The sequence below is a fragment of the Pseudarthrobacter sp. YAF2 genome (assembly GCF_052113345.1).
In the GTDB taxonomy this organism is placed as follows: Bacteria; Actinomycetota; Actinomycetes; order Actinomycetales; family Micrococcaceae; genus Arthrobacter.
On sequence record NZ_JBFRDA010000006.1, the window covers coordinates 63,301 to 79,107 of the forward strand.

Here is a 15,807-nt window from a genome sequence, read left to right on the forward strand (position 1 = left end):
CTCCCTGGTCCCCGCCATGCGGCTTAGTCTGGTTGCTGATGACTGCGGAGAGCACACTGATCCTCCTGGTGCGGTACGGCTGGACGCCCACCGCCGGTGCCGTCCTGCCGGGGCTGGCCCAGGGGCGTGAATCCGGCGCCGAAACCCCTGAGCGGGCTGCGGTCCGCGTGATGGCCAACGGATGCGGAAGGGGAACCTGGTGTCCGGGCCGGAACTGACCCTCCTCACCGCGGGGCGGGTGGAGGTCCTGGGCCGCATTATGAGCGGCAGCAATGCCACCTTCCTGGTGGAAGTTTCCTGCGGGGTGGACTCGGCCTGGGCGGTCTACAAACCGGAGGCCGGGGAACGGCCACTCTCGGATTTCGACGCCGGCCTGTACCGGCGGGAGCGCGCCGCCTACCTGCTCAGCGAAGCGTTGGGATGGGGAATCGTGCCGTCCACGGTGGTGCGCGAGGACGCGCCGCTGGGGGTGGGATCACTGCAATGGTTCATTGAGGACGACCACCAGGAGCATTACTTCACCCTTTACGAGGACGCTCCCGAAACGCATGCCGCATTGGCGCAAATTGCCCTCTTCGACTACGTGGCCAACAACGCGGACCGCAAGAGCGGGCACGTGCTGCGGGGCTCTGACGGCCACATCTGGGGTATTGACCACGGCCTGTGCTTCGCGGCGCCCTTCAAACTGCGCACGGTGATCTGGGATTTTGCCGGCGACCCCATTCCGCAGGCCCTGCTCGATGACATCGGAGCGCTGGCGGGTGCCGTGCCGGGGGAGCTTGCCACGCTGCTCGACGACGCCGAAGTGTCGGCCCTTCAGCGCAGGGTCCAGCGGATCCTGCAGGAAACGGTGCTGCCCGTGGACCGCACCGGGATGCGCTACCCGTGGCCGCTGGTGTGAGCCGGCGTCACTGCGGTTCCGGGCGCCCTTGCACGGCCGCCGCGGCCGCCGGCGCTGCCTGCTCGAGGTAGGCGCCGATGTGCTCCAGCAGGTAGTGCTGCCCGGCCACCGTGGGGTGGTCGCCGTCGGGGCCGATCAAGTCATCGAAGTCGCTGCTGATCCAGCCCTCGGCGATGGGGTCCACGAACTCACCACCGGCGCGGGCCGTGGCGGCTTTGAGCTGGCTGCTGATCTCCAGGAGCCCGGGGTCCGGGTCTGTTGAGTACGACGGCGGTCCCACCACAATGATTTTTGCTTCCGGGGCCAGCGTCTCGGCCCGGTCCATTGCAGCGAGGGCGGCATCGCCAATCTCACCGGAGGCGTAGCCGAGGTCGTTCTCCGAGCCGAAGAACACCACGATGCCGGTGTTTGCGTTAACGAGGTCTTCGACCTGGGTGCCAAAGGTTCCGTCAAAGTCGCCGGGGCTGACATAACCACTGCCGTCCTCTGCGGCGTTGACCACTTCCAGGCCGGCGCCCAGGGGGTCGTTGCGCATCAGGGCCGGCCAAGCCTCCTGCGGCGACGTTCCGTGGCCGGTGCTTAATGAGTCCCCAACAACCACCACCCGAACCGGGGCCTCGCCCGTGGCCCGGGGCTGGGATTGCGCCGCGCTCCCGGACGTGACGGCCAGGAGGACGCCAAAGGTACCGGCAGCCACGAGCCTGGCCGGATGTCCGCGCAGCGGCACATCGTGTTGCATGGGTGCCGCCTCCTGCCTGGAATCGGGTGGCGGCTGGTCGCCGGCCGCCACCTTAGTGTCGTGTGTCCATGTCCCATCGTAGGCAATCAGTGAAGATACTTTAGTGCCCGCGGGGCCATTGCGACAGATCACACAGCAACTCCACAGGCAATTCACACCTTCGCCACGGCGGCCGCCGGATGGCCGGCCCCATCCACCCGGCCCTGTGTGGGGCGGGTGGCCCCATCGGCTGACAGGCCTGCCCCCTAGAACTTGCCGTACCTGGCCCGCGCCATGGAGTACACGCCATAACAGATGAGGCCCGCGGCGATGGCTGCGAGCAGGAACACGCCGTACGGTTGTGAGCCGAGTGTCTTCAGGCCGCCGTCCAGGCCTGAAGACTTGGACGGGTCGGCAGTTGCGGCGGCCACGATGATCAGCACACCGACGACGGCGAGTACCACTCCCTTGGCGATGTAGCCGATGGTGCCGATCCACTGGACAACAGTGCGGGCATCTCCGGGGTCCTGCAGGTCTTCCATGAACTTTCGGGTGAAGCCCTTGTAGGCGTAGTAGGCACCGGCCCCGATGATCGCCAGGCCGACGGCGACCAGCAGCACTACTCCGGCGGGCGCGCCCATGAGTTTGGCGGTGAAGTCACTGGCTGACTGGCTGGAACTCTTGGAGCCGCCGGCAGCAAATACGCCGAACGTGAAGGCAAGGAAGCCGAACACCACGGCCTTCCCTGCAGCGGACGCCGCTTCCTTCAGCTTCTTCTTCGAGTCGGTCCCGGCGCGGGCACCGAACACGGCCTCGCTGACCATCCACAGCGCCAGCGCCGCGCAGGCAACAGCACCTGCCCAGAGCAGGATTACGCCGCCGGGCTTTGAGGCAAGGGATCCGATCGCCCCGGACTGGTCCGCTTCACCGCCCTGGCCACTGTTGACCTGCAGGGCGATGACCCCGATCAGCACGTGGACCAGGCCGATGAACACGAAGCCGGCACGGGCCAGAATGCGTAACGCCGGACTGCGGCTTGCCGATGCCGCCTCTGATACTGCCCGGTTAGCTCCCTGCGACGCGTTGCCCATGATGGTCCGCCCTTCCAGCTATGTAGTTGGTCTTCTATTCCCCGCCAGCTCCCCCCGGCCGCAACGCGTCGCGGAATGCTTCAGTGTAGATCCGCCGGCACCATCCCGACAGGCCCCTGGTGCGGCCTTTGTACGCGGCTGACCGGCGGGTATGCCTTTAGCGTGCCGGTTGGCAGAGCCTGTCCAGCGCCTCGTTGAGGGTGGACTCGATCTGGCCGTTGAGCAGGTCCCGCCTGCCGGTGCTGGCGGGGTCCTCCACCTCGCCGGGCATGGGTGCCGCCGTGACTGTCATCGCCGCCTGGTACCGCCCGTCGTCGCTGCTGACGGCAACGGTCTGGAAGTCCCGGAAGGAGCCCTTGCCTTCCTGCCGCATGGCCGGTGAACACTGGTCCGCGAAGCGCCACAGTCCCAGCCCGAACCGGCCAAAGCCGGGACTGGTCTTCATTTCCCGGAGCGAGGACGGGGAAATGGCCCGCCCCTGGAGGAGGGCAGCCATGAAGAGATTCAGGTCCGCCACCGTCGACATCACTCCTGACGCCGGGGAGCCGGCGACTGACGCGTCGTCAGTGGTGTCGATGCGGTCGCCGTGGAGGGTGGCATAGCCATGGAGGAGATCGGGGGCACGGGGGTCTGGCCGGTCCAGGGTGCTGTCCTTCAGTCCCAGCGCGGAGAACACCTGCTCCTGCATGACCTGCGCGAACGGTTTGTGGCGCAGGGCCTGCACCACAAGGCCCAGAACGAGGTAGTTCGTGGTGGCGTATTTGAACAATCCGACGTCGGAGGCGGGCCAGGGCAGCGCCCCGGCGGCCTGCACCTGCTGCTCCAGGGTGGCGGTGTGCGTCAGCGCGGTGCGGAAGTCCACGTCACGGGGCAACGCGGCGGCGGCGTCCGGCATCCCGGAGGTGTGGCTGAGCAGTTGGCGCACGGTGAGTGGTCCTGGTGGCTGCAGGAGATCCGTGAGTTCCGGGACGACGTCACTGACCGGTTCGTCGAGGCCGATGAGGTGGTCGTCCACGAGCTTGAGCACTGCGACGGCGGTCATGGCTTGGGTGACGCCGGCTATCTTCACCCGGTCCGTGGGCTGCGCCGGGTCCAGGGAGTCGAGGTCGCGCACGCCAAAGCCCTGCGACCATTCGCCGCCCGGCCAGCGGACCTGGACGACGGCCGAGACGGCGCCCTGGTCCAGGAACAGCTGGATCTGCTGCACCATGGGCTCAAGGGCAGGCGGAAATGTCCCGGGCGGGAGGGAGTCGTCAGTATAGGTGCAGCCGGAGACGGCGAGGGCCACCGCGAGCGCCGCCCGCCTCACGATGCGGTTTTTCGAGCCCACAACTAATGGTAGGGCGGCCTCCGCCTTATTGACATGCGGGTGCCGCCGCCCATAATTATTGGCAGCACTTCAGTGAGACCGGAGAATGGCATGACGCGTTTGGTGAGCTCACTGTTGAGGCCCCGCAACAACTCAGAGCAGCGCGGACACGACCTTCTGGTCCACACCGACGCCCACGAGCGACAGGCGGTCCTGGTGGAACTGCAGGTGGGGCATGGGACGCTGGCCACGTCCGCGGGGGCCCGGTTCGCAGCACTCTTCAGCGACACATTTTCGGCAGTTGACGATCCCCCGGCCGCTCCGTTGCAGGTATCCACCCTGTACCTGCAATGCCGGCTCCGGCCGCAGGAGCTGACCGCACTCCTCGCTGCCGATGCCGCACACGGAATTACCGAACGCACCATCTACCGCGTGTGGCCCGACTACATTGTCCGTCCCCACATCGACAGGTCCGCAGCCACGGTGCAGGCCGATGCCGCCCTCCGCACCTTCGGGGCCTCCGGCCGCGGAAGCGTGTGGGCCGTCATCGACTCGGGCATCGACGGCACGCATCCGCATTTCCTGCCCGGCCCCGCGGGAAAAACGGGCAACCTGCATGACCCGCGGGTGGCAGACCTCCACCGCGACTTCACGGTACTTGTCAACGGACCCGACGCCGACGGTTCGGCTCCCCAGGACGCAGGCGCCGTCCGCTCAGCCGGGGACCTGGTCCCGGACGACCCCGCACCCGCCCTGGTGGACGACGTCGGACACGGAACACACGTCGCAGGGATCATCGCCGGCTCCGCTCCCCCCGCCGCCCTCATCATGATGAGCCGGTCCACGCCGGACGGGCTGCCGGAATGGACACCGCGGGAACTGGACCCCGGCCGGTCCCTGTCAGGCCTGGCCTCGGAGGCCCTGTTGGTGAGCCTGAAGGTCCTCAACACCCAGGAACACACCCTGTCCAGCGCGGTCATCGCCGCGCTGAACTACGTCAGGGCGGTCAACTCCTACGGCCGCAACCTGGTGATCCACGGCGTCAACCTTTCACTCGGCTGCGACTGGTATCCCGGTGACTTCGCTGCGGGCCAAAGCCCCCTGTGCCGGGAGATCGACCTGCTGGTGGGCTCCGGCGTCGTGGTGGTGGTCAGCGCCGGCAACGGCGGCGACGCGCGGGACGACAACGGTGATTTCTACGGCCGGCTCTCCACCATCACGGACCCGGGAAACGCGGCCAAGGCTATTACGGTCGGTTCAACGCACCGCGACCAGCCGCACGTCTTCGGGGTGTCATACACGTCCTCCAAGGGACCCACCCTTGACGGGCGCCTGAAGCCGGACCTCGTGGCCCCCGGCGAGCGCATCACCTCGGCAGCAGCCGGGAAGAACCGCAGCCAGGTGCCGGGCTTCAAGGACGCAACGGCCCCCATGCCCTGCTACGTCGAGGACAGCGGAACCTCGATGGCTGCCCCGCACGTTTCCGGCGCCATCGCGGCGTTCCTCTCGGCACGGCCGGAATTCATCGGCAAGCCGGAGGTGGTCAAAGACCTGTTCATGCAGAATGCAAGCTCCCTGGGCCGGCACCCGTTCTTCCAGGGCAGCGGCCTGGTGGACCTGATGCGGGTCCTGAACTCGATCTAACCACCCACCAGCCAGGAGCAGCCATGACCGGTCGCATCGGGAACCTCGACTACTACGAGCTGGCGTTCGCCGCCGATGGCAGCGCCGATCCGGACAACCCGGCGGACGGTGCTGCCTTGGCCGCCGCAGTTGCCGACGGCGGCATCCGTGACGTCTTCGTCCTCTCCCACGGCTGGAACAGCGATGTCCAGTCCGCGCGCAGCCTCTACCAGTGGATGTTCGGCAATCTGTCCGACCAGCTGGGGCAGCAGGCGGAAGGCTGCGCCGCCGTCGGAATCATCTGGCCCTCCCTGCTCTTTCCCGAGGACCAGGCGTCCGCAACACCGGGGGCCCTTTCCACCGGGGCAACACTGGCGGCGCACCTTGCCCCGGCGTTCCCCAGCAAGGAGCAGGACCTCGGCGCGATCGGAGACTTGCTGGACCGGCAACCGGAGGATCCGCACGAACTGGAACGCTTCCACCGCCTTGCCCTCGGGTTGGTCAGCTCCCCCGTGCCGCCGCCCGAGTCCGAGGACTCCAACCTGCAGGCAGCGTTGGCGGCCACCACAGCGCCGCTCCTGACCCATGCCGCAGCGCTCGCCGCCCCTTCACAGTCGAGCGCACAGGACATCGGGAACCCGTTCGGCATGCTGTGGAAAGGGGCCCGTGAGGTACTGCGTGCGTTCAGCTATTACGAAATGAAGAACCGTGCCGGCGTCATCGGCAGCCAGGGACTGGGCCCCTACCTCGGTTCACTCGCGGGCCCCGGCAGCCAACCCCGCATCTACCTGATGGGACACAGCTTCGGGGCCCGGCTGGTTGCGAACGCGCTCGCCGGGCTGCCTGCCGCGGGCCCCGCCAGCGCCGTCAAGCTTGTCTACCTCATCCAGGGGGCCTTCTCGCATTTCAGTTTCGCGTCCCCGCTGCCCACCAATCCCGCACGGACGGGCCTCCTGGCATCCTGCACCGACCGGGTGGATGGCCCGTTCCTCGCCACCTTCAGCAAAGCCGACCGCGCGGTGGGCACCTGGTATCCGACGGCAAGCTTCCTCCAGCGCCAGGACAACGAGGACGTCCACGACTTCATGTACCGCTGGGAGGGGATGGGCCATGACGGCTACCAGCAGGCCGGGGCAACCACGGTGGCCATGCGTCAGCCGGGTGAGTCCTACGGGTTCACTGCAGGCGGGTTCTATTGCCTTGATGCCAATGCCGTGATTTCCCAGGACCAGAACCCGTTCGCCGGCGCCCACAGCGATATCCGGCACGCCGAGGTGCTGTGGCCCGCCGTCGACGCCTTTACTGCCGCCGCTGCCGGACGTTGAGCCTCCGGCCAAGGCCGAACCGGTGCGGACTCGTTGCCGGCCGCCCCTTTTCCGTTGCCGCAGGCAAATATCGGCCCAGCTCTGGACTCTTGGGCGGGGCCCAATCAGACTGTCTACAACAGCTGGCCTGACGCGCCGAAGTCGAAGGAAATTTCTACGGCGCGAAATGGGCGGCTGCATTTATTGGGGCTTTACCGTGATGCCTGTTCCGCGGCATTGAAAGGACCTGCTCATGCCGGATTTCACCGCATTCTTCCCGCTTATTGCCACCATATTGGGGGTGCTTGTTGCCGTCGGCTTTATTTGGGTGGCAACAAAACTGATGTGGAAAGTGGCCGAACCCAACGAAGCCCTGATCATTTCCGGGCTGACGCGCGGAACCCTGGAAACCCGGGCCGGAATGGACTTCAAGATCGTCACCGGCAAAGGCGCCCTGGTGCTGCCCGGACTCCAGACGGTGCGGACCTTATCGCTCACGCTGAATGAAACCGAGCTCAAGGTGTCCTGCGTTACCTCCCAGGGCATCCAGGTGATCGTGGAGGGGGTTGTGATTTACAAAATCGGCGATGCCCCGCCGTTTATTGCCAATGCGGCCCGCCGCTTCCTGGGCCAGCAGCCCAAAATGGAAAGCCAGGTCTATAACGTTTTTGAGGGCCACCTGCGCTCCATTATCGGCAGCATGACCATGGAAGAGATCATCCGTGAGCGGGACAAGCTCGGTTCGCAGGTCCGCAGCGCGAGCGGCGTGGAGATGGAGAAGCTGGGCCTGGTGGTGGATTCGCTGCAGATCAAGGACCTGCAGGATCCCACCGGCTACATCCAGAACATCGCCAAGCCGCACATCGCGCAGGTGAAGATGGAAGCCCGCATTGCCGAGGCCACCCGCAACCGCGAGGCCGCCGAGAAGGAGGCGGAGGCTGCCGCGCTGATCGCCGACGCGCAGAGCGTCTCGGCGATCAGGCAGTCAGTGGCGCAGGCCAACGCCGAACGCGCCAAAGCCAACGCTGCGCAAGCGGGTCCACTGGCCGACGCCACGGCCCGGCAACAGGTGGTGGTGCAGGAAACCGAAGTTGCCAAACTGGAGGCGGACCGCGAAGAGCAGAAGCTCCAGACCACCATCCGGAAGCCCGCAGACGCGAAGGCGTACGCCAAACGCACCGACGCGGAAGGCCAAAAGGCTGCCGACATCTCCGCCGCGGAGGCCCTTGCCCGGCGCACCGAGCTTGAGGCCACGGCCAATGCCCGCCGAACGGAACTGCAGGCCCAGGCCAACGCCAACGCCGCGGCTGCTGCCGCCGGCGCTACCAAGGTCACCGGCGAGGCCGAGGCAGCGGCCACCAAGGCCAAGGGTGACGCGGCAGCCTCGGCCATCAAGGCCAAGGCCCTGGCCGAGGCAGACGGTATCAAGGCCCGGGCCGAAGCCCTGGGCACCAACCAGGACGCCGTGATTTCGCAGCAGCTCGCAGAGAACATGCCCGCGATCATCGCCGCGGCGGCCGAGCCGTTCTCCCATGTGGGCCAGATGACGGTCCTGAACGGCGGCGAGGGCGTCAACAAGATGCTGGGCGGGATCCTGGCACAGGTGGGTGATTACCTGCCGGCCCTCTCCTCCGCGCTCCGGAAGGGCGACGAGGGCAAGCGCCCGCCCAAGGCTCCCGGCGCGTAGAGGGCAGTCGATGCACAAAGAGGTGGACCGGAGCCTGACGGGCAGGATTGGGCGGGTGACCGGCCGCATCGGGCCGGGCACCATCGGTGAAGTCATGCTGCCTTACCTGGGTGGCATCATGGCTTTCCACGCCTACCCGTACGACAAGACAAGCGGCTTTGCGGTGGGCGAGGAAGTGTTGGTGATCTACTACGACCCGCCGCAGACGGTCTACGTGGACCAACTGCCGGACGTGTTGAAGCACTCGGCGTGAGGCCTGAGCCGGCCGGCCTGGCTAGCGGCCGCCCTCCATCTTGCGGCTGCGCTGCTCCTGCGCCATCGGCCCGTAGGGGTAAACACCGGCCTGCGGCAGGCTGGCCTCGGTCAGGCGGCTGACTTCGTCGTCGCTGAGCCGCAGATCGGCCGCCGCCATGTTATCGGCGAGCTGTCCGGTGGTCCGGGCTCCCAGAATCACCGAGGTGACTGCCGGCCGGTCCGCCAGCCAGGCCAGCGCGACCTGTGCCGGGCTTACCCCATGGCCTGCGGCGATGTCTTCCACGGCGTCAATGACCGTCCATGTGCGGGGGTTGTCATTGCGCGCCTTCCACGCCTCCATGCCACGTTCGGGGTTCTCCCCGAGGCGCGTTGCACCGGCCGGACGCCGGTCCCGCTTGTACTTGCCGGACAACCAGCCGCCGCCCAACGGGGACCACGGCAGCAGGCCGATCCCCGCATCAAGCGCCGCCGGGACAATCTCGAATTCAATATCCCGGACCAGCAGGCTGTACTGCGGCTGCAGGCTCACGGGCGGATTCCAGCCCTGCGCACGCGCTGTGTGGACGGCCTTGGTCAGTTGCCACCCCAGGAAGTTGGAGAAGCCGTAGTAGGCGATCTTGCCACGGCTCACGGCGTCGTCGAGGAAGCGCAGGGTCTCTTCCAGGGGCGTGACCGGGTCCCAGGCATGCAGCTGGTAGAGGTCGATCTGTTCCACTCCCAGCCTGCGGAGGGAATCATCCAAGGCGCGGGTCAGGCGCCGGCGGGAGGTTCCGACGTCGTTCGGTGCCGTTCCCATCGGGAAACGTCCCTTCGTGGCGATGACCGCCATGTCCCGCAGCGCAGGCCGTTGGGCGAGCCACCGCCCGATGATCTCCTCCGAGGTCCCGGCACTGTAGACGTCGGCGGTGTCTATGAAGTTGCCGCCCGCGGCAAAGTAGTTGTCCAGGATGGCGTGGGAATCTTCCTCGGTGGCTTCCGCGCCGAAGGTCATGGTTCCCAGCGCGTAGTTGGTCACGACTGCGCCGCTGTGGCCCAAGGTTCTGTACTGCATGGTTGTCCTCACGCTCAATGGTTGGTGGGTGCAAAGTGACGGCCGGCCGCATCCCGGGTAGCGGTGCGGATGCGGTACAGGCTTGTGGTTGCGGTGATGTAGAGGTCCTGGCCGTCCGGGCCGCCGAAGCATAGGTTCGAGACGGTTTCCGGGACGTCAACGGAATCCAGCAGCTCGAAGGAGGGTGAGTAGACCCTGACTGCGGGGCCTGCGGAGGTCCAGATCCTGCCCTCGACGTCCACCCTAAGACCATCGGCTGCCTGGCCGTCGGGAAATTCGACGACGACCCGGCCGGGTCCGCATGCGCCGTCGCGAAGTCCGTAGGCAACGATCCTCAGCGGCACCCCGTAGCGGGCCCCGGCGGTGTCCGCTACGTACAGGAGGGTCTCATCCGGGGAGAACGCCAGACCGTTGGGGTGCACGAGGTCGGTGATCACGGCGGCGAGGGTCCCCGACGCCGGGTCCAGCCGGAACACGTAGCAGCCTCCGTACTCCTGCTCCCCCTCGTGCCCTTCTTTGGTTCCTGGAAGGATCCCGTAGGGCGGGTCGGTGAACCAGATGGAAGCGTCGCTGGCAACGACGACGTCGTTGGGCGAGTTCAGCCGGCGGCCCTGGTAGGAGGCAACCAGGCCGGTCACGGTGCCGTCCCGGTCCCGCTCCACCCGGCGCCGTCCGTGGCTGCACTGCACCACGCTGCCGTCGACGTCGAGCGTGCGGCCGTTGGTGAATTCGACGTCCCGCGCGTACTCGCCCGCAGTGCCGGTGGCGGGGTCGAATTCCAGGATGCGGTTGTTGGGAATGTCGCTCCAGCGCACCGTCTGCGTCGACGGCACCCACAAGGGTCCCTCAGCCCAGATCGAGCCCGTGTACAGGCACTCCAAGGGTCCAGTCGTCAGTCCATCAGCCATCGGCGCACCTTCGCATAGGCACCACGATATCGCCACGGCCCGGGCACAGCGTCGTTCCCGCGCCGAGGCCGTGAACCACTAAGGGCGCCGGTCGGCCCGGGTGGGCTACAGGCTCACCAGACGGAGTCACCGCGCAGGACGGCGTCACTGCCGCCGTCGATGTAGACCACCTGCCCGCACAGGTGGGTATTTTCCTCGCCGCCCAGCCAGGCCAGCAGCCGGGCTACGGCGATCGGTTCGGCGATGCCGTTCAACGGCATGGGGACCACCGTAAGGAGGGCTTCGCGGCCTTGGGGTGTTTCGATCATGCCTGCCGTCATCGGGGTGGCGATGATGCCCGGGGCGACGGCGTTGAGCGGGATGCCGGCGCCGGCCCACGGCGGGGTGGCGGCTTGCCGCCGGGTCCAGCGTGAGAGCGCGAGCTTGGTGGAGGCATAGATGAGTCCCCCGGTGGTTTCAGGTTCCCGTGCAAGGACTTCAGCCCGGGCAAGCGACGCGGCTTCGTCCTCTGCTGTGAGCAGGGAAACGAGCTCGGAGTCGCTGGGCAGGAGGGCGGCCATGGAGGAGACCAGCACGGCCCGCGGGGCCGGGGATCCGGCCAGGAGCGGGCGCAGGCCTTCAAGGGTGGCGACAGTGCCGAAAAAATTCACGGCAACGGTGGCGGGCGTGGGGGTGGCCACGCCGGCGACCGCATACACGGCGTCCACCTGCCCCGCCAGGTCCCGGACTCCCTGCACCAGCGCTGTCCGCCCAGCGGAGGTGGAAAGGTCGGCGGTCACGTCAGCGCCGTGGATGTCCACGCCGATGACGCGGCCGCCCCGTTGCTCCAGCAGTTCCTTCGTGGCCTTGCCGATGCCGGAGGCGGCGCCTGTGACGACTGATATCCGGGTCATGGAATCCCCTTGCGCATTGCGTTGACCGTTTCCGGTTTCACCGTAAACGGGGTGTTGCCGGGGAGGACAGGGTCCAACGACCCCAAGGACGACCCTGGGTATGAGGCTGCGCGCCTCGACTACAACGGCGTCGCCGGACTCACGTGGCCCCCTGCAATGGTCAGGGGCCAGCTGCCTGTCAGCCTTTCGCCACCGCGAGCCAGCTGATGACAGGGTCCGAAGCTCCGGCCTTCGAGACCGTGTAGGTGACAGTGGCAGGTTCGGCAAGGGTGAACGACACCGTCCCGGTGGCCGTCGAGCCCGGGGTGAGGTTCACGGGCGTGCCGTTGATGGTTGTCGTTCCGATAGTTACTGCCTGCGACATTGGCCGGTTGACTCCCCACCATTCGTTGAATCCGGCGGTCAGCGTGTACGTGCCGGCGTCAAGCGGGAGGCGGTACTGGATGGGTTTGCCGGAGCCTGCCCAGAGTCCGGTGGAGTATTTGTCCGCCAAGTCTGTACCGCCTTTGACGGTGATCCCATTGGGAACGTAGCCCCAGGACGTTGCCGCCGCGGAGGCTTGGTCGGCGTTGCCGTTCCGAAGCGGCAGCAACGCGGCGACGGCCTTGAACTGCGGCGAGGACTGGGCGACGGTGACGCCGGAGTCTATGTAGTAGGCAAGTCCGGCGGGGACTACCTCGAACTTGGCCGTGAACAGCTGCTGTTTGCCGTCCACGTAGGCGTCGTTGGTCCATCCGGTAGCAGGGAAGGCCGAATATGCCGTCCGCGCGGCAGACTTGCTGGCGTTGGACCAGGTAACGGGATGGCTCTGGCCGTCGATGACAACCGTGGCTGGGAGGCTGCCGGTAGTGGTCAGGGCACCTGTGAGGCCCAGGTCCTTCTGGGTGTCCGTGACGTTGGCCGGAGTGAGGGCGTTCCAGGCGTTCGTGAGCCGTTGGACGAGCTGGGCCACGCCTGTGGTGTCCAGTCCGGGCTGTCCGTTGGAGGCGGCCTGGGCAGCGGAACGCGTGGCCGCGAAAACGCTCCAGCTGGCCGCCGAATACTCCGCAGCTGTGGGTGTGCCGACGGCATCGAGTGCGTTGGTGATCGGTGCGGTGTCCACCGATCCGTTCACCACACCGGCAATCGGTTCGAAGGCGTCGACAACGAGCGTCCCGGCTTTCAGGGTGAAGGTGGCGGTGTGGGCCCCGTCGGGCAGCCCGCGGAGGGCGTAGGCCGCCTGCCGCTTGCCCGAGGCCATCGTCGCGGCGTTCCTCGCCAAAGGGGCGCCGTCCACCGAGACGTCCAGGAGGGCAGTGCCGTTGTTTCCGCCCATGACATCGACGCCGGTGCCCGTGAACGGCACGGTGATGGTGGAACCGGCAGTGGAACTGGTTGAAGTGGTGCGGTTCCAGTTCATCGAATCACCGTTGGCTGCCTGGCGGGCCCACGTCCCGGCGTGCTGAATGGCCGGGTCCATGTTGTCTATAAGGCCGCCGGCATACGCGGTGTAACCCGGGACGGTCCGGACCGTGAGGTTGTCGAAGCCGGTCTTGTAGAAGCCGGAGCCGAGGTTCACCCGGCCGGCGAGTTCGGGAGCGGCATCCTGGTAGGTGGCAACAACCTTGCCGTCGATCGCTGCGCTGATGGTATTGCCTGCGCCAGTCAGGGCCAGGTTGTATCCGGATTTCGGGGCGACCGTGCCGCTCTGTGCGGCAGTGTCGTGCTTGTACAGCGTCCACGCGCCGGATGCCTGGACGCGGATGTTATAGGCGGCGCCGCCGATGGTCATGCCGTTTTGCTGGCGGATGCCAAGGGTTCCCAGGCCGCCGGCCGGGTCGGGGAAGGAGACGTCGACGGCGGCGGTGTAGTTCTGCCAGCGGTAGTCGCCCATGAGGGTGTTGGGAGAGGCCGGGTTCCAGGCTTTGGTGTCCTTCATGGACTGGTCGAGGTACTGGTAGAGCACATGGCCGCCGGCCGCACCGGCACCAACTTCCCAGGCACCGGTTTGGTCAACCATGTAGCGGGGCTGGTTTCCCCTGGATTCCAGGTAGCCCTGGACGGACCGGGTGGCGCCTTGGGTGCTGCCCTGCGGGGCTGCGGGCAGGGTGCCGCGCGAGTTGCCGTAGGGGGCGATGGCCCGTCCGGAACCGTTGGCCACCCCGACCTGGACGGGTCCTTCCTCGGTGTATTCGAAATCATCCGCGTACAGGAATTCATCCGAGGTGTTGGACTTTTTGCCGGTCTCGTCGGTATCCAGGACGGACGGGGCCGGAGTTTGCGGGAGCCGCTTGGCCATTGCCGGGTCGCTGCTCTTGTTCAGTGTGGTGAACGTGGCAATGGACCGTGGGTTGACCGTATAGGAGTAGTTGCCGTCAGCGTCGGGTTTGACTGTGGCTGCCAGGTGCAGGTAGTTGGCGTCGCCGGCCTGGCCGGGATCCGCGGCACGGGTCTCCCACACCTCCATCCGGTTGTTGCCGAGCTTCATGTTCCGCGCCTTGATGCTGTAGGTCTTGACCTGGTCGCTGTCGTTGACCACCACGGTGGAGAAGTCTTTCTTGTCCGGCGCCGCAAGGGTCAGGTAGCTGGGTGCCCCGTTGGCGCCGTCGAGGTTTTCGGTGCCGCTGACTCCGCTGTAGCTGGCCTGCGGCACAGCACGCCAGATCCCCGCACTGTTGGCGCTGTTCTCCCAGCCCATGGTGGCGAACTGGGTGAATTGCCGGAGCACGTACAGGGATGCGTCGTAGTGGATGCTGCCGGACCAGGGATCGTTGGCCGTGATGAGCTGCTTGCCGCTGTACTGGGCGCCGTCGTAGAACGAGCCAATGGCCGGCTGGAAAATGTAGTGGCTTCGCTTGGAGTCCGCGAAGCCCTTGACCAGGCGGTTGGCGACATCGAGCGCGCTCTGGACGCCGCCGATCCCGGTGCTGGCACCGCCCGGGCCCTCGGTGTTGTTTTCCCTGAATTCGGTCTTGCCGAAGGTGGCCACCCCCTCGCTGTACCAGACTTCCTTATCTGCGCCGGTGGGAGTCTGGCCCTGGGCCAGTTTGGTGTAAGGCATGTTCGTGCTGCTGTCGGCCGCGCCGTCGTACCTGTCTGCCGTGGTGTAGTGGTAGCCGACGCCGTCCACCGCCTTGAAGAGCTCGGCGTCGGTGAGCATGGCAGGGCCGATGTTCTTGGACGTGTTTTCATCCGAGGCAATGAGCTTGATGGCCTTGTAGGCCGCTGCGGCATCGTCCTGGCGGTTCGCCGGAATGCCGTAGCGCGGATCCGCGAAGTCGGTGTCGGAGACGATGGCGCCCTTGTACCACTTGACGAACGCCGTGTCCGGTTTGCTGGTCTCGTTGGTATCGGGGTCCACGTAGTCCACCATGTAGCCGTAGCGCGTGTAGGCGTCGAGGATGGTCTCTTTGTACCACTTGTAGACGGCGTCGTAGCCGGGGCCGGAACCTTGGTTCCAGGCGTTCTGGACCCATTCCGGCATGGTCCAGCGAAGGATGGATACCTTCAGGTTGGCGTTGACGGTCTTTGCGTCGGCGGCCAGCTGGAAGCCCGGGGACCGGGAGGAGTCGGCCAGTTCGTCCGCGGTGCGCATGGTGGCGGGGTCGGAGCCGGTGGAGTTGTTGGTGTCCGATCCCATTTCGATCTTCACGTGGTCGATCAGGGGGTTGGGGCCGCCGAACATGGTGTCGATCATTTGCCAGTACTGGTCCGGGTGCTCCGCCTTGTAGTCCATCAGCAAGTTGCTGGTCGAGTTGGCGCTGACGAGGCCCAGTCCCTTGTAGGTGAGGCCATTGGCGTTGTCCGCCAGGACGTCGTTCCCGTCCACGAGGATCTGGACCGGAGCGTTGTCCGCCTGGGCGGTGGGAGCCGCCAGCAGTCCTGCGGCCAGGGCGGTGGCGGTGAGCAGCAGGACTGCCGGCCGTCCGCGGGTGGTTGAGATCATTTGTTCGACAACTCCTTTGTGTCAATGAACGTGGGTGCGGGGGTGCGTCAGGCTGCGGCAGGTGCGGTGCCTTGAAGCAGGCGGCCGGCTGGGTGTGCCCCGCTCCCAAACACTAAATGTGCTGTCACGTTCGATCCACGAA

General features: G+C 66.6%; 13 protein-coding genes. 6 read left to right on the top strand and 7 right to left on the bottom strand.

Annotated elements, in window-relative coordinates:
* The first annotated feature begins 38 nt into the window (after nucleotides 1-38).
* Both AB4Y79_RS07975 and AB4Y79_RS07980 read left to right on the top strand, forming a co-directional pair.
* Nucleotides 39-218: a hypothetical protein gene (locus AB4Y79_RS07975; protein WP_441860302.1), complete on the top strand. Its 180-nt coding sequence runs from the start codon at nucleotides 39-41 to the stop codon at nucleotides 216-218.
* Nucleotides 200-901, top strand: a complete 702-nt coding sequence (locus AB4Y79_RS07980; protein WP_441860303.1) for an SCO1664 family protein — start codon at nucleotides 200-202, stop codon at nucleotides 899-901. The genes AB4Y79_RS07975 and AB4Y79_RS07980 overlap by 19 nt, the downstream gene beginning before the upstream one ends.
* 7 nt (nucleotides 902-908) lie before the next feature.
* On the opposite strand, the gene AB4Y79_RS07985 is transcribed toward AB4Y79_RS07980, so the two are convergent.
* The 3 genes from AB4Y79_RS07985 to AB4Y79_RS07995 form a co-directional block, all read right to left on the bottom strand.
* On the bottom strand, nucleotides 909-1,640 hold the full coding sequence (locus AB4Y79_RS07985; protein WP_441860304.1) for an SGNH/GDSL hydrolase family protein: 732 nt from the start codon (nucleotides 1,638-1,640) through the stop codon (nucleotides 909-911).
* Between the two features lie 245 nt (nucleotides 1,641-1,885).
* Nucleotides 1,886-2,710: a DUF1206 domain-containing protein gene (locus tag AB4Y79_RS07990; RefSeq protein ID WP_441860305.1), complete on the bottom strand. Its 825-nt coding sequence runs from the start codon at nucleotides 2,708-2,710 to the stop codon at nucleotides 1,886-1,888.
* Between the two features lie 157 nt (nucleotides 2,711-2,867).
* Entirely contained in the window at nucleotides 2,868-4,040 is a 1,173-nt protein-coding gene (locus AB4Y79_RS07995) for a serine hydrolase domain-containing protein (RefSeq protein ID WP_441860306.1), read from the bottom strand.
* 90 nt (nucleotides 4,041-4,130) lie between these two features.
* On the opposite strand from AB4Y79_RS07995, the gene AB4Y79_RS08000 reads away from it, so the two are divergent.
* The 4 genes from AB4Y79_RS08000 to AB4Y79_RS08015 all read left to right on the top strand — a co-directional run bounded on the left by AB4Y79_RS08000 (nucleotide 4,131) and on the right by AB4Y79_RS08015 (nucleotide 8,886).
* Nucleotides 4,131-5,663, top strand: a complete 1,533-nt coding sequence (locus AB4Y79_RS08000) for a S8 family serine peptidase (protein WP_441860308.1) — start codon at nucleotides 4,131-4,133, stop codon at nucleotides 5,661-5,663.
* Nucleotides 5,664-5,686: 23 nt separating this feature from the next.
* Nucleotides 5,687-6,967, top strand: a complete 1,281-nt coding sequence (locus AB4Y79_RS08005) for a serine/threonine protein kinase (RefSeq protein ID WP_441860309.1) — start codon at nucleotides 5,687-5,689, stop codon at nucleotides 6,965-6,967.
* A gap of 232 nt (nucleotides 6,968-7,199) precedes the next feature.
* On the top strand, nucleotides 7,200-8,633 hold the full coding sequence (locus AB4Y79_RS08010; RefSeq protein ID WP_441860310.1) for a flotillin family protein: 1,434 nt from the start codon (nucleotides 7,200-7,202) through the stop codon (nucleotides 8,631-8,633).
* A 10-nt stretch (nucleotides 8,634-8,643) separates the two neighbouring features.
* The gene (locus tag AB4Y79_RS08015) at nucleotides 8,644-8,886 is read left to right on the top strand and encodes a hypothetical protein (RefSeq protein WP_441860312.1); all 243 of its coding nucleotides are present in this window, start codon (nucleotides 8,644-8,646) and stop codon (nucleotides 8,884-8,886) included.
* A 21-nt stretch (nucleotides 8,887-8,907) separates the two neighbouring features.
* On the opposite strand, the gene AB4Y79_RS08020 is transcribed toward AB4Y79_RS08015, so the two are convergent.
* The 4 genes from AB4Y79_RS08020 to AB4Y79_RS08035 form a co-directional block, all read right to left on the bottom strand.
* On the bottom strand, nucleotides 8,908-9,939 hold the full coding sequence (locus AB4Y79_RS08020; RefSeq protein WP_441860313.1) for an aldo/keto reductase: 1,032 nt from the start codon (nucleotides 9,937-9,939) through the stop codon (nucleotides 8,908-8,910).
* 14 nt (nucleotides 9,940-9,953) lie between these two features.
* Nucleotides 9,954-10,847 (bottom strand): SMP-30/gluconolactonase/LRE family protein, encoded by an 894-nt coding sequence (locus tag AB4Y79_RS08025; RefSeq protein ID WP_441860314.1) that lies wholly within the window; start codon nucleotides 10,845-10,847, stop codon nucleotides 9,954-9,956.
* Nucleotides 10,848-10,960: 113 nt separating this feature from the next.
* Nucleotides 10,961-11,740 (bottom strand): SDR family oxidoreductase, encoded by a 780-nt coding sequence (locus AB4Y79_RS08030; protein ID WP_441860315.1) that lies wholly within the window; start codon nucleotides 11,738-11,740, stop codon nucleotides 10,961-10,963.
* A 178-nt stretch (nucleotides 11,741-11,918) separates the two neighbouring features.
* Nucleotides 11,919-15,665 (bottom strand): hypothetical protein, encoded by a 3,747-nt coding sequence (locus AB4Y79_RS08035; RefSeq protein WP_441860316.1) that lies wholly within the window; start codon nucleotides 15,663-15,665, stop codon nucleotides 11,919-11,921.
* Nucleotides 15,666-15,807 lie beyond the last annotated feature (142 nt).

Excerpts from the sequence above, each read along its gene's own strand:
- AB4Y79_RS07975 (WP_441860302.1), top strand. The coding sequence starts at position 39 with ATGACTGCGGAGAGCACACTGATCCTCCTGGTGCGGTACGGCTGGACG.
- AB4Y79_RS07985 (WP_441860304.1), bottom strand. The coding sequence starts at position 1,640 with ATGCAACACGATGTGCCGCTGCGCGGACATCCGGCCAGGCTCGTGGCT.
- AB4Y79_RS07990 (WP_441860305.1), bottom strand. The coding sequence starts at position 2,710 with ATGGGCAACGCGTCGCAGGGAGCTAACCGGGCAGTATCAGAGGCGGCA.
- AB4Y79_RS08000 (WP_441860308.1), top strand. The coding sequence starts at position 4,131 with ATGACGCGTTTGGTGAGCTCACTGTTGAGGCCCCGCAACAACTCAGAG.
- AB4Y79_RS08005 (WP_441860309.1), top strand. The coding sequence starts at position 5,687 with ATGACCGGTCGCATCGGGAACCTCGACTACTACGAGCTGGCGTTCGCC.
- AB4Y79_RS08010 (WP_441860310.1), top strand. The coding sequence starts at position 7,200 with ATGCCGGATTTCACCGCATTCTTCCCGCTTATTGCCACCATATTGGGG.
- AB4Y79_RS08015 (WP_441860312.1), top strand. The coding sequence starts at position 8,644 with ATGCACAAAGAGGTGGACCGGAGCCTGACGGGCAGGATTGGGCGGGTG.
- AB4Y79_RS08020 (WP_441860313.1), bottom strand. The coding sequence starts at position 9,939 with ATGCAGTACAGAACCTTGGGCCACAGCGGCGCAGTCGTGACCAACTAC.
- AB4Y79_RS08025 (WP_441860314.1), bottom strand. The coding sequence starts at position 10,847 with ATGGCTGATGGACTGACGACTGGACCCTTGGAGTGCCTGTACACGGGC.
- AB4Y79_RS08030 (WP_441860315.1), bottom strand. The coding sequence starts at position 11,740 with ATGACCCGGATATCAGTCGTCACAGGCGCCGCCTCCGGCATCGGCAAG.
- AB4Y79_RS08035 (WP_441860316.1), bottom strand. The coding sequence starts at position 15,665 with ATGATCTCAACCACCCGCGGACGGCCGGCAGTCCTGCTGCTCACCGCC.